11 protein-coding genes are annotated in these 12,269 nt (G+C 70.5%); 5 read left to right on the plus strand and 6 right to left on the minus strand.

Going from position 1 to position 12,269, the window contains the following annotated elements; all coding sequences use genetic code 11:
• Positions 1-22: 22 nt before the first annotated feature.
• The 3 genes from sufB to BLR95_RS01740 form a co-directional block, all read right to left on the minus strand.
• Positions 23-1,510, minus strand: coding sequence for a Fe-S cluster assembly protein SufB (gene sufB / locus BLR95_RS01730; RefSeq protein ID WP_092614387.1), 1,488 nt, complete (start codon positions 1,508-1,510; stop codon positions 23-25).
• A gap of 55 nt (positions 1,511-1,565) precedes the next feature.
• Positions 1,566-2,024, minus strand: a complete 459-nt coding sequence (locus BLR95_RS01735) for an SUF system Fe-S cluster assembly regulator (protein WP_092614389.1) — start codon at positions 2,022-2,024, stop codon at positions 1,566-1,568.
• A gap of 152 nt (positions 2,025-2,176) precedes the next feature.
• The gene (locus BLR95_RS01740; RefSeq protein WP_092614392.1) at positions 2,177-2,878 is read right to left on the minus strand and encodes a FecR family protein; all 702 of its coding nucleotides are present in this window, start codon (positions 2,876-2,878) and stop codon (positions 2,177-2,179) included.
• 120 nt (positions 2,879-2,998) lie between these two features.
• Between BLR95_RS01740 and BLR95_RS01745 the strand changes: the two genes are divergently transcribed.
• The gene (locus tag BLR95_RS01745; protein ID WP_092614395.1) at positions 2,999-4,576 is read left to right on the plus strand and encodes an ATP-binding protein; all 1,578 of its coding nucleotides are present in this window, start codon (positions 2,999-3,001) and stop codon (positions 4,574-4,576) included.
• Between the two features lie 338 nt (positions 4,577-4,914).
• On the opposite strand, the gene BLR95_RS01750 is transcribed toward BLR95_RS01745, so the two are convergent.
• Together BLR95_RS01750 and BLR95_RS01755 are read right to left on the minus strand one after the other, a co-directional pair.
• Positions 4,915-5,295, minus strand: coding sequence for a hypothetical protein (locus BLR95_RS01750; protein WP_092614398.1), 381 nt, complete (start codon positions 5,293-5,295; stop codon positions 4,915-4,917).
• A gap of 559 nt (positions 5,296-5,854) precedes the next feature.
• A complete protein-coding gene (locus BLR95_RS01755; protein ID WP_092614401.1) occupies positions 5,855-7,714 on the minus strand; it encodes an ABC-F family ATP-binding cassette domain-containing protein in 1,860 nt (619 codons plus the stop codon).
• A 209-nt stretch (positions 7,715-7,923) separates the two neighbouring features.
• Here BLR95_RS01755 and BLR95_RS01760 point away from each other — a divergent pair, with 209 nt between their 5' ends.
• The 4 genes from BLR95_RS01760 to BLR95_RS01775 all read left to right on the plus strand — a co-directional run bounded on the left by BLR95_RS01760 (position 7,924) and on the right by BLR95_RS01775 (position 11,443).
• Entirely contained in the window at positions 7,924-8,715 is a 792-nt protein-coding gene (locus BLR95_RS01760) for an Hpt domain-containing protein (RefSeq protein ID WP_092614404.1), read from the plus strand.
• 204 nt (positions 8,716-8,919) lie between these two features.
• Positions 8,920-9,579, plus strand: a complete 660-nt coding sequence (locus tag BLR95_RS01765; RefSeq protein ID WP_245689172.1) for a lysophospholipid acyltransferase family protein — start codon at positions 8,920-8,922, stop codon at positions 9,577-9,579.
• The gene (gene lpxK / locus BLR95_RS01770; protein WP_092614410.1) at positions 9,576-10,568 is read left to right on the plus strand and encodes a tetraacyldisaccharide 4'-kinase; all 993 of its coding nucleotides are present in this window, start codon (positions 9,576-9,578) and stop codon (positions 10,566-10,568) included. Before BLR95_RS01765 ends, lpxK begins: the two co-directional genes overlap by 4 nt.
• Positions 10,565-11,443 (plus strand): lysophospholipid acyltransferase family protein, encoded by an 879-nt coding sequence (locus BLR95_RS01775; RefSeq protein WP_245689174.1) that lies wholly within the window; start codon positions 10,565-10,567, stop codon positions 11,441-11,443. The genes lpxK and BLR95_RS01775 overlap by 4 nt, the downstream gene beginning before the upstream one ends.
• Before the next feature lie 212 nt (positions 11,444-11,655).
• Here the strand turns inward: BLR95_RS01775 and aat are convergent, their stop codons facing one another.
• Positions 11,656-12,264, minus strand: coding sequence for a leucyl/phenylalanyl-tRNA--protein transferase (aat, locus tag BLR95_RS01780; protein ID WP_092614413.1), 609 nt, complete (start codon positions 12,262-12,264; stop codon positions 11,656-11,658).
• Positions 12,265-12,269: the final 5 nt, after the last annotated feature.

A 12,269-nucleotide genomic window follows, 5' to 3' on the forward strand; every position in this document is an offset into this window, starting at 1 on the left:
TGGGGGACACGGACGGGCGGGGTCAGCCGACGCTGCCCTCAAGACTGATGCCGACCAGCTTCTGGGCCTCGACGGCGAATTCCATGGGCAGGGTCTGCAGCACGTCGCGGCAGAAGCCGTTGACGATCAGCGCCACCGCCTCTTCCGGGTCGATGCCGCGCTGCTGGCAGTAGTACATCTGGTCGTCGCTGATGCGGCTGGTCGTCGCCTCGTGCTCGAGCTGGGCGCCGGGGTTGCGGCTTTCGATGTAGGGCACGGTGTGGGCCGCCGAGCGGTCGCCGATGAGCAGCGAATCGCACTGGGTGAAGTTGCGCGCTCCCTCGGCCCGGGGCAGCACCCTGACCAGCCCGCGATAGGTCTGCTCGGCGCGCCCCGCCGAGATGCCCTTGGAGACGATGCGCGAGCGGGTGTTCTTGCCGATGTGGATCATCTTGGTGCCGGTGTCGGCCTGCTGGCGGTTGTTGGTGATGGCCACCGAGTAGAACTCGCCCTGCGAGTTGTCGCCCTGCAGGATGCAACTGGGGTACTTCCAGGTGATCGCCGAGCCGGTCTCGACCTGGGTCCAGCTGACCTTGGAATTGCGCCCCCGGCAGGCGGCCCGCTTGGTGACGAAGTTGTAGATGCCCCCCTTGCCGCTTTCGTCGCCGGGGTACCAGTTCTGCACCGTGGAGTACTTGATCTCGGCGTCGTCCAGCGCCACCAGCTCGACCACGGCGGCGTGCAACTGGTGCTCGTCGCGCTGCGGGGCGGTGCAGCCCTCCAAGTAGGAGACGTAGGAGCCTTCCTCGGCGACGATCAGGGTGCGCTCGAACTGGCCGGTGTTCTTCTCGTTGATGCGGAAGTAGGTGGACAGCTCCATGGGGCAGCGCAGGCCCTTGGGCACCAGCACGAAGCTGCCATCGGTGAAGACCGCCGAGTTGAGGCAGGCGAAGAAGTTGTCGCCCGGCGGCACCACGCTGCCCAGGTACTTTTGCACCAGATCGGGGAATTCCTGCACCGCTTCGGAGATGGACATGAACAGCACGCCCATCTCGCGCAGCTTGGCCTTGTAGGTGGTGGCCACCGAGACGCTGTCGAAGACCGCGTCCACCGCCACCCCGGGCATGCCGGAGGCCATCTCGTCGGCGCCTTCCACACCGGCCAGCTTGGCCTGCTCCTTCAAGGGGATGCCCAGCTTTTCGTAGGTGCGCAGCAGCTCCGGGTCGACCTCGTCCAGGCTCTTCAGCTTGGGCTTCTGCCGGGGCGCGGCGTAGTAGTAGGCGTCCTGGTAGTCGATCGGCGGATAGTCGAGCTTGGCCCACTCGGGCTCCGGCATCTCCTTCCAGGCCCGGAAGGCCCCCAGGCGCCACTCGAGCAGCCACGCCGGCTCGTTCTTCTTGGCCGAGATGAAGCGGATGGTGTCCTCGGTCAGGCCCTTGGGGGCCTTGTCGGACTCGATGTCGGTGGAAAAGCCGTACTTGTAGCGGCCAAGGTCGGCGACCGTTTCCACCGTCTGTTCGCTGATCGCCATGGTCTGCCGGGTCCTTAGGGTCTGGAAGAAGTCGCGTGGGTCGAAAGGGCGGGGGTCAGCCGGTGGCGGCCATGGGCGGGGCCGCGACCGGCCTGTTGTGATCGGCCAGTGGCGGCCCGCCGCCGGCCATCTCGGCCAGGGTCACCGCACCCAGGGCCTGACGGACGGCATCGTTGACGCGGTGCCACTGGCCCTGCATGGGGCAGATCGGGCCGATCCCGCACTCATGCTCGGCCTCGCCGACGCACGAGGTGAGGGCGATCGGCCCCTCGATGGCCTGGATCATGTCGGCCACGGTGATGCGCTCGGGCAGCCGGCCCAGGGCATATCCGCCGGCGGCGCCGCGCTGCGAGACGACCAGACCGTCGCGCGTCAGCGCCTTCATGATCTTGGCCACCGTGGGCAGTGGCACGCCGGTTTCGGCGGCGATCTGATGGGCGCTGCGAACTTGGGGGTTTCGTGTCATGTCCACCAAAACAACCACCGAGTAGTCCGTCAACTTGTTGATCCGCAAGGTCGTTTCCTCCGCCTCTCAATGAGGACCTTTTTAGTGCTCTTTAGGTACGCCCATGTGACCGCCGATTCAAGGGCAAAATGATTGTTTGCTGACATCGAAAGCGCCGATCAGGCGGATCGGGGCGGCGGCCAACCGGCCTTCGGGGCGGCTCAGTAGGGGCTGGCGGGGGGTGCGGAGCCCGGCCGGGGGGTCCACGAGGAGTCGTCGGGGAAGCGCACGGTTCTGACGGCGCTTTCCACCTGCGCCGGCGTCCACGGGCCGACCCCCGACGGGGCCGCCTCGGCACTGGTGAACACCGCTCCCTCGCCCGGGCCCAGACTGATCCGGCCCCCCGGGGCGCTGACCTCGATGTGGCCGTCAAGGGTCAGCACCGCCAGTGGATTGTCTTTCAGGCGGCCGCCCCAGAAATCGGTGCCGCGAATGCCGATGGTCGCCACCGGCGTGGCCACCGTGACCTTGTCCGGTTGGCGCCTGGCGATCTCTCCGGTGACCATGCGGAAGACGCCCGACAGCAGGCGCCAGGTGCCCTCGCCGCCGGCCGGGGTGAAGACGTAGGAATCCACCGTCACCGCGCTGCGCTCGCCCAGGGTGAGGCGGGTGTCGTCGGTGAACACCACCTCCAGCCGGCCATCGACGCCGGTCGTCAGGTCGTCGCCAAAGCGGATGGCGTCGCCCCGCTCAAGGGGGATCGGCTGGCCCCGGCGGATGGCGTCGGCCGGCGCCAGCGCCCGGCTGACCGTGCCGATGGTTTCGCCGAACTCGGCCGCCAGGAGCGGGCCGGGCAGGATGGGCGACAGGGCAAGGGCGACCAGCAGGCCGAGAACGACGGGGCGCAACACGGATGCGGGCATGGTGATGTGACCTCCCTCGAGGATGAGCCAGGGCCGGCCCCGGCGGGGGCGGTGATGGTGGATACTTGGCGTTGGCGGCGGGGCGGTGCAACATGAGGCCGACCCCCGGGAGGAGTGCCCATGACCGACGCCAACCCGCAGTCCGAGGCCATTGCCCGCATCGACGAGATCACCGCCGCCCACGTCATGGCCGCCCTGCTGCCCGACCGCGACGGCCGCGCTCCGGAAATCCGCATCGGCACCCTGCTGGTCATGCCGACCGGGCAGGCGCGCATCTTCGGGGTGGTGGAATCGCTGGCGGCGGCCGGCGGCAAGCCGCTGGCCCGGATCGCCCTGATGGGTCAGATCCCGCTGAAAGAGGGCCAGGAGGGCCGCTTCCAGCGCGGCGTGTCGTGGTATCCGCTGCTCGGCGGACCGGTGCACTACACCACCCGCGCCGATTCGGCCAAGGTCTACGCCCGGCCGGGCGGGGCCAGCATCGAGATCGGGCGCACCCACCACGACCCCGACCTGCCGGCCTACCTGATGGTCGACGAGACCCTGGGCAAGCACTTCGCCATCCTGGGCACCACCGGCTCGGGCAAGTCGTGCGCCGTCACCCTGATCCTGCGCCGCATGCTGGACCAGATGCCGGCCGCCCACATGATCCTGCTCGACCCCCACGACGAGTACGAGACCGCCTTCGCCGACGTCGCCCAGGTGATCGACCCCGCCAACCTGCAACTGCCCTACTGGCTGCTCGACCTGGAGGAGATCAGCGAGGTCCTGATCGCCAAGGACAGCCCCCACCGCCACGCCGAACGGCAGATCCTGAAGGAGGCGGTGACCCAGGCCCGCCGGGCCTACTACCAGGACGCCGACGGCCTGGAGTTCATGACCGTCGACACCCCCACCCCCTACCGCCTGCACGACCTTCTGCGCCTTTTGAAGAACGCCATGGGCAAGCTGGACAAGCCGGACTCCTCGGCCCCCTACCTGCGCCTGATCACCCGCCTGGAAAGCCTCAACAACGATCGCCGCTTCGCCTTCATGTTCTCCGGCCTGGTGGTGCGCGACAATCTGGCCGAGCTGATCGCCCGCCTGCTGCGCCGCCCCACCGAGGGCCGGCCGATGACCATCGTCAACCTGTCGGCGGTGCCCGGCGAGGTGGTCGACGTGGTGGTCAGCGTGCTGTGCCGGGTGATCTTCGACGTCGGCCTGTGGAGCCAGGCGGCGCGCGCCGTGCCGGTGCTGCTGATCTGCGAGGAAGCGCACCGCTACATGCCCGAGCGCGACGACCTGGGCTTCGGGCCGACCAAGCGGGCCCTGTCGCGGATCGCCAAGGAGGGGCGCAAGTACGGCGTTTCGGTGGGGCTGGTCAGCCAGCGGCCGAGCGAGCTGTCGACCGGCATCCTGTCGCAGTGCGGCACCATCCTGGCCCTGCGCATGAACAACGAGCGCGACCAGGAGTTCGTCCGCCGGGCCTTGCCGGAGGGGGCCCAGGGGCTGCTCTCGGCGCTGCCCGCCATGCGTCCGCAGGAGGCGGTGGCGGTCGGCGAGGGGGTGGCGGTGCCGCTGCGCCTGAGCTTTTCCGAACTGGAGCAGGTGCACCAGCCGCGCAGCGCCACCGCCCGCTTCTCCGAGGCCTGGCTGCGCGACGTGGACGACCCGGAGCACCTGGCCGAGACGGTGGCCCGCTGGCGCTATCAGGTGCGCTGAATGGCTCGCCGCCGCGTGCCATGCGCGATGCGCATGGCCGGACTGTGGTTTTTTGGGTGGACCGCCCGGCGGCGAAACCGTACATAGGGGGCGTCAGATGTTGCGGCGCAACACGGCGCTTCGCCGACGGCCCGCAAACAGTGATCTTCGATGGGTCCCTATCTCTCTCCTCCCCAGGGCCCATCGTTTCAGGACGGGGCGCACTGCCCTGTCCGAAGGGTCTTCGGATCCTACGTCTCCCAGACGTAAAGCCTCCCTGTTTTCGACTTTGCCCCCGGGTTCGTCCCGGGGGCATTTTTTTTGTCCGGCCGGCCCGGGACCGAGCGTGGGCGCGCGGGTCAGTACTGCGGTTCGACGCAGATGCCGTTGCCGTGGTTCTTGTTGCTGGCGTAGCCGGTCCAGATCAGGTCGCGGTGGGTGGGCAGCGCGATGTACTGGCCCATCCGAAGCGGCCCCTCGTAGTAGACCGTGCCGCCGCGGCTGGCGATTTTCACGCCGGCCCCGCTGACCCGAAGCTCGCTGACCCGGATGCCGTTGAAACTGCCGCGCCCACTCTGCGAGGGCTGGAAATTGACGGCGGTGGTGTGGCCGTTGATGTAGCCCGGCAGGCACATCTGATAGTCGGCCCGGGCGTCGGGCGTGTGGAGGGCGAGGGCCAGGGCGACGGCGAGTCCGCCGAGCGCCAATTTGGACAGGGGGGTGGGCAGGAGGGTGCGCATGGGGTGTTCCTTCTGCTGGAAATGCCAGGAAACGAACCAACCAATGCTCTGCTCGGGGCCGACTGGCGCAAGGCGTCCAGGCGGCTCTTCCGCCTCCTCAGGCTGGGCGCCAAATGTGGCGAGATTGGGGAAAGGGGCGCGGCGCCGGCCGGCCCGGGTTATGCTGGAGCCCCCGCCCGTCGTCGGGCGCCGACAGGGAGGAGCCCCCATGGCCCGCCCCCGAACACCCCCCGGCCCGGCGGCGACAGCCGCCCTGCTGACCCAACTCGATCTGGTCGAGGCGGAGTTGAGACGCCTCGGCTGGTGGCGCGACCCGCCGCCCGAGGGGGCCGACCACCCGCTCGGCGGGGCCGGCTTCGAGGCCTGGTTGCAGGTCTCCTTCCTGCCCGCCGCCCGCCAGCGGGTGCGGGCTGGCGATCTGCCGGAAAAAAGCACAGGTCGGCGTTCTCGCCCTGCGCCAGTACGACTATCACAGCCGCCTGCCGGAGGCGGACACCCTGCTCGGCCTGCTCAACCAGTTCGACGACATGGTGATGGCCGCCCGCTGAGGGGAGGCGCCTTACCCGCCGCCCAGTTCGTCCTGTTTCAGGGACAACTCCAGCCAGCGGTGTTCGGCCGCTTCCAGCTCGGCCCGGAGAGCGGCCAGCTTTTCGGTGTTGGCCTGGAAGGCGGCGGGGTCGCGGCTGTAGGCCTCGGGGTCGGCCAGGGCCGCTTCCAGGGCCGCCGCCTGATCCTCGAGTTCGGCCACCCGGGCTGGCAGCAGCTCGAGATCGCGGGTTTCCTTGTAGCTCAGCTTGGCCTGGCGGCCGCCGGTTGGCTTGGTGGTCGAATTGCCGGCGGGCTTGTCGCCCGGCGCCTTGGCGGCCTTGGGGGTCTTGCCGGGGGTGGTCGGGCTGTCGCCCAGCGGCCTGACCAGCGGCGCGCCGCGCTGGGCCAGGGCGTCGGAATAGCCGCCGGCATACTCGCTGACCCGGCCGTCGGCCTCGATGACCAGGGTGGCGGTGACCAGACGGTCGAGGAAGTCGCGGTCGTGGCTGACCAGGATCAGCGTGCCCTCGTAGTCGGTCAGCACCTCGGCCAAAAGGTCCAGGGTGTCCATGTCCAGGTCGTTGGTCGGCTCGTCGAGCACCATCAGGTTGGCCGGCCGGGCCAGATCGCGGGCCAGCAGCAGGCGGTTGCGCTCGCCGCCCGAAAGGTTGGACACGGGGCTTCGGAACTGCCGGTCCTCGAACAGGAAGTCCTTGAGGTAGCCGGCCACATGGCGCCAGCGGCCGTTGACCTCGATCTGGTCGCCGCCCTTGGGCACCAGCACCTGCCACGGGGTGGCCTCCGGATCGAGCCCGGCCCGGTCCTGGTCGAGCACCGCCGGGGTCAGGTTGGTGCCGTGGCGGATGGTGCCGCCCAGGGGGGCGAGCTGGCCGATCAGCAGGCGGACCAGGGTGGTCTTGCCGGCCCCGTTGGCGCCGACGATGCCGATGCGGTCGCCGCGCAGCACGCGCAGGGAAAGGTCGCGGATGATCGGCCGCTCGGTGTCATAGCCGGCGCTGGCCTGCTCGGCCTCGATGACCAGCTTGCCCGACAGGCTGCCCGCCTCGGCGGCCAGCGCCGCCCGGCCGAGGCGGGCCACGGCGTCGGTGCGTTGCTGGCGCAACTCCTGGAGGCGGCGCACCCGGCCCATGTTGCGCCGCCGGCGGGCGCTCAGGCCCTCGCGCAGCCAGCGGGTTTCCTCGGCGATCTTGCGGTTCAGCTTGTGGGCCGCCTGGGCCTCGGCCTCCATCACCGCCTCGGCCCAGGCCTCGAAGCCGGCGAACCCGGTTTCGGCGCGGCGCAGGGTGCCGTGGTCCAGCCACAGGGTCTGGTTGGTCACCCGCTCCAGGAAGGCGCGGTCGTGGCTGATCACCAGCAGCGCCCCGCGATGGCGTTGAAGGCGCGCCTCCAGCCAGCCGATGGCGGCCAGGTCCAGATGGTTGGTCGGCTCGTCGAGCAGCAAAAGATCGGGCTCGCCGATCAGCGCCCGGGCCAGGGCGACGCGGCGCTTCTGGCCGCCCGACAGGGTGCCCAGGGCGGCCTCGGCGGGCAGGCCCAACTGGTCGATCAGGATGTCGGCCTTGTGGTCGTCGCCGGCCGCCACCTCGGACAGGCCGCCGGCGATCCAGGCGCGCACCGTCTCGGCCGGCGGCATCTCCGGCTCCTGCGGCAGGTAGCGCGCCAGGGCGCCGGGCGACAGGGCGCGGCTGCCCGAGTCGGGCTCGATCAGCCCGGCGCACACCTTGAGCAGGGTCGATTTGCCCGATCCGTTGCGCCCGACCAGACACAGCCGCTGGCCGGTGGCCACCGCCAGATCGATGTCGGTGAACAGCGGGCGGCCGCCGAAACCGAGGCGAATACCGTCGAGGGTGAGCAGGGGAGGCGGAGCCATGGCGCGAAATCAAGGGGATGGGAGGGGACACTGGCCAACCCTGCTTATCGCCCCGGGGCCGCCGGTTCAATCATCCGTTCCGTCCTGGCGCAGGCCCGACCAAGGCCGGGCTTGCCTCGGTGCGCCCCGATGGCTCAGAAAGGTTATCTGTAAATGCCCTCCTGAAAGGCCGCCTTGCTGAAAGGCCATGCGGCGGTGGGGAACGGTCGATGGACGAGGACCTGAAGGACCGCTATGGCGCCGGCGTTGACGAGATCGTCAGCGAGATGCGGGCCGAGTACCTGGACGAGGTGCGCGACCTTCTGCGCCAACTGGAGTTGAGCCTGGAAGAGGCCCGCCACGGCCGCCGGGACGAGGCCGCCCTGGTCCACGAGGTGCGCAAGGTGGCGGTCAGCGTGCGCGGGCAGGCCGCCAACCTGGGCTTTCGGCTGCTCAACACCCTGGCCCACCGGATGGAGGACTACCTTTCCGGGGTCAAGCGGCTGCCGCCCCGGGCCTTCGACGACCTGGCCCATTTCACCGAAACCATGCTCGACGTGACCGAGGGACGCATCCCGCACGACGCCGACCCCCGGCAACTGGTGCGCGGCATGCCGGTCAAGGCGACCTTCGAGCTGGGCGACATCGAGGTGCGCGACGTCGAGGTGATGCTGGTCATGCTGCACGGCGCGGCGACCCACTTCGTCGAGCGCGAATTGAAGGAGTGCGGCTACCGCCCGGTGGTGTGCAGCTCGACCTTCGAGTCGATCCCGCTGATCGTGCGCACCCAGCCCGACATGGTGATCGTCTCCGCCGTCATGCCCGAGCTGTCGGGCATCGATCTGGTCGGCGCCCTGCATGCCATGCCGGCGACCCGCAACATCCCCACCGCGCTGATCACCAGCCTGGATGCCGACGACCCCTACCTCGCCCTGGTTCCCGGTGGCGTGCCGGTGATCCGCAAGGGGCCGCGCTTCGGCGATGATCTGGCCGACGCCCTGAACAACCTGTTCCTGCTCTGACCTGTTTCCGCTCTGACCTGTTTCCGCTCTGAAACGTGGCGAGTTGCCCCCGGGCTTGCCGGAGGCGGCGCCCCCGGGCTATCCAGGGCTCCCCGCCAGCCTGCCGGAGTCGGCCCCCTGGAACCCGCCGCCCCCCCATTCCGCCGTTCCTGGCCGCGCCGCCTTCTGAAGCGGCTCGGCAACAGCGACGCCCTGCGCCGTCTTTTGTGCTGGCTGGGCTCGCTGTACATCCGCGCCGTCTGGGCGAGTGGCCGCTGGTCGGTCGAGGGCGACCAAGAGGCGCGCCGCCTGTGGGCCGAGGGGCGCCCCTTCATCCTGGCCTTCTGGCACGGTCGCCTCCTGATGATGCCGATGATCTGGGATCACGCCCACCCCATCCACATGCTGATCAGCCAGCACCGCGACGGCCAGTTCATCGCCCGCACGGTGGCCCATTTCGGCATCCAGACGGTGGCCGGCTCCAGCTCGAAGGGCGGCGCCGCGGCGGTGCGGCGCATGGTCCGGGTGCTCAAGGATGGCGGTTGGGTGGGGATCACCCCGGATGGCCCGCGCGGTCCCCGCCAGCGGGCCGATGGCGGCGCCGTGGCGCTCGCCCGGCTGACCGGGGCGCCCATCCTGCCGGCCAGCTTCTCGGCCCGCCGGGGGACCAATCTGGGCTCCTGGGACCGCTTCCTGGTCGCCTTTCCGTTCACCCGGGGGGTGCTGCGCTGGGGCACCCCGATCCGCGTGCCGGCCGATGCCGACGCCGCTCTGCTGGTGCGCAAACAGGCCGACCTCGAAGACGAAATGAACCGCCTGCTGGTCGAGGCCGACCGCGACATGGGCCGCCCCCCCATCCCGCCGGCCGAAGGCTCGGCGCCATGAAGGCGCCCCCCTTCTGGCGGGCCGATGGCCCGCTGCCCCGGCTGCTCGGGCCGTTGGGCGGGCTCTACACCCTGGGCGGCTGGCTGAGGCGGCGCGGCGCCCGGCCGGCGCGGGCCGGCGTGCCGGTGCTCTGTGTCGGCAACCTGACCGCCGGCGGGGCCGGCAAGACGCCCATCGCGCTCGACCTGGGGCGCCGCCTCCAGGGGCGCGGCCGGACCGTGGCCTTCCTCACCCGGGGCCACGGCGGGCAGGCGCGCGGGCCGCTGCGGGTCGATCCCGCCCGCCACGACGCCGAGGCGGTGGGCGACGAGGCCCTGCTGCTGGCCGAGGTGGCGATGACCGTCCTTTCCGCCGACCGGGCGGCCGGCGCCGCGCTGGCCGAGGAGCTGGGCGCCGAGGTCATCGTGATGGACGACGGCCACCAGAACCCGGGACTGATCAAGGACCTGTCGCTGGTCGTCATCGACGGCGTGTTCGGGTTCGGCAATCACCGGGTGATCCCCGCCGGCCCCTTGCGCGAACCCTGGAAGGCCGGGCTGGCGCGGGCCGACGCGGTGGTCGTGGTGGGGCCCGACAGGCACCGCCTGCACGCCCGCCTGTCGCCGCGCCGGCCACGCCTGACCGCCCACTTCCAGCCCGGGCCACAGATCGCCGCGCTGCTCGGCCGGCCGGTGGTCGCCTTCGCCGGCATCGGGCGGCCCGACAAGTTCTTCGACGGTCTGGCCGAGGCCGGGGTCCGGGTGGTGGCGCGCCATCCCTTCGCCGATCACTTCCCCTATCGGCCGACCGACATCCAGCCCATCCTCGACGAAGCCTTCGCCCTCGGCGCGGCGGTGGCGACCACGGCCAAGGACGCGGTGCGCCTGCCGGCCGACCAGCGCCAACAGGTCAACGTCATCGGCCTGTCGGTGGACTGGCCCGCCCCCGTGGCCGTCGAGGCCCTGCTCGACGACTTGTTCGCCCGCTTCAAGGAGAGCCGCCTCCCGTGACCGCCCGATCCTTCCGCCAGTCCGTGAAATGGGGCCTGGAAGCCGCCGCCCTGGGCCTTGCCTTCGGGCTGTTCCGCCTGCTGCCGGTGGATGCTGCCTCGGCCCTGGGCGGCAGGCTGGGCCGGGCCATCGGACCGCGCAGTGGCGTGCACCGGGTGGGCCGGCGCAATCTGGCCGCCGCCCTGCCCGAACTGGACGAGGCCCGGCGCGAGGCGGTGTTGCGCGGCATGTGGGACAACCTGGGCCGCGTCATCGCCGAGGTGCCACATCTCGACAAGATGGGCGACCCGGCGCGGCTGGAGGTGGTCGGGGCCGAGCATGTCGCCCCGATCCAGGACGGTGGCCCCTCGATCTTCGCGTCCGGCCATCTGGCCAACTGGGAGGTGCTGGGACCGGCCGCGGCCAAGCACGGCATTGTCCTCGATGTGGTCTACCGGGCGGCCAACAACCCGTGGCTCGGCTGGCTGTATGATCGCCGCCGCCCGCACCCCGAGAGCCGACTGATCCCCAAGGGCAGCGAGGGTGCCCGTCAGGCCCTGAAAGCATTGCGCGAGGGCCGCCACCTGGGCCTGCTGGTCGACCAGAAAATGAACGACGGCATCGAGCTTCCCTTCTTCGGACGTCCCGCCATGACCGCCCCGGCCACCGCCCAGATGGCCCTGCGCTTCAAATGCCCGGTCCTCCCGGTCCAGGTGGAACGCCTGAACGGCGCCCGCTTCCGGGTCACCGTCCACCCGCCCCTGGACCTGCCCGACAGCGGCGACCGCGAAACCGACGCCCGACAGATGATGACCCGCTTGAACCACCTGCTGGAAACCTGGATCCGCCAACATCCCGAACAATGGCTGTGGGTCCACCGTCGCTGGAAAGACTGAGGCCGGGCGGCCACGCCAAGGGGGCGCTGCCCCCTTGGAACCCCCGCCGGGGGGACCAGGGGCCCCCCCGGACCCCCGCCGTGACTCAAAAACCCGCCAGGGGGGCAAGCCCCCTGGCGGGTTTTTGACTCATGGTGGGGTCTGGGGAGGCCTCCCGGCCTCCCCAGCGGGGATTTCAAAGGGGCGGCGCCCCCTTGGTGTGGCCGCCGGCCTCAGTCTTCCGGCAGGGCGTGGAAGTCGGCGGGGGTTTCCAGGGCCTGGCGCAGGCGTTGGTGGTAGTCGAGCCGTGGGATGTCGACGGCGCCGAAGCGCAGCAGGTGGGGGTTGGTGAACTGGGTGTCGAACAGGGTGAAGCCGCCGAAGGTGAGGCGCTTGACCAGATGCACCAGGGCCACCTTGCTGGCTTCCGGCACCCGGCTGAACATGCTTTCGCCGAAGAAGGCGCCGGCCAGGGCCAGTCCGTAGATGCCGCCGACCAGCCGCTCGCCCTGCCAGGTTTCCACGCTGTGGGCCAGCCCCAGGCGGTGGAGCTGGACGAACAGGCGTTCGATCTCGGGATTGATCCAGGTTTCCGGGCGGTCCTCGGTGGCTTCGGCGCAGCCGGCGATGGTTTGTTCGAAGGCCCGGTTGACGGTGACCCGGAAGGGTTGGCGGCGCAGCACCTTGGCCAGCGAGCGGGGGACGTGGAAGGTGTCGAGCGGCAGGATGCCCCGTTCCTCGGGGTCGACCCAGTAGACGTCGGGGTCGTGGCGGGCCTTGGCCATGGGGAACACCCCGATGGTGTAGGCCCGGACCACCAGTTCCGGGGTCAGCTCGCTCACCGGGG

It is taken from the genome of Roseospirillum parvum, from assembly GCF_900100455.1.
Taxonomy (GTDB): Bacteria; Pseudomonadota; Alphaproteobacteria; order Rhodospirillales; family Rhodospirillaceae; genus Roseospirillum; species Roseospirillum parvum.

What these genes read in the sequence shown, in the direction of transcription:
- lpxK (WP_092614410.1), top strand. Translation starts at nt 9,576, where the DNA reads ATGAAGGCGCCCCCCTTCTGGCGGGCCGATGGCCCGCTGCCCCGGCTG.
- BLR95_RS01755 (WP_092614401.1), bottom strand. Translation starts at nt 7,714, where the DNA reads ATGGCTCCGCCTCCCCTGCTCACCCTCGACGGTATTCGCCTCGGTTTC.
- BLR95_RS01745 (WP_092614395.1), top strand. Translation starts at nt 2,999, where the DNA reads ATGACCGACGCCAACCCGCAGTCCGAGGCCATTGCCCGCATCGACGAG.
- BLR95_RS01740 (WP_092614392.1), bottom strand. Translation starts at nt 2,878, where the DNA reads ATGCCCGCATCCGTGTTGCGCCCCGTCGTTCTCGGCCTGCTGGTCGCC.
- BLR95_RS01760 (WP_092614404.1), top strand. Translation starts at nt 7,924, where the DNA reads ATGGACGAGGACCTGAAGGACCGCTATGGCGCCGGCGTTGACGAGATC.
- BLR95_RS01750 (WP_092614398.1), bottom strand. Translation starts at nt 5,295, where the DNA reads ATGCGCACCCTCCTGCCCACCCCCCTGTCCAAATTGGCGCTCGGCGGA.
- sufB (WP_092614387.1), bottom strand. Translation starts at nt 1,510, where the DNA reads ATGGCGATCAGCGAACAGACGGTGGAAACGGTCGCCGACCTTGGCCGC.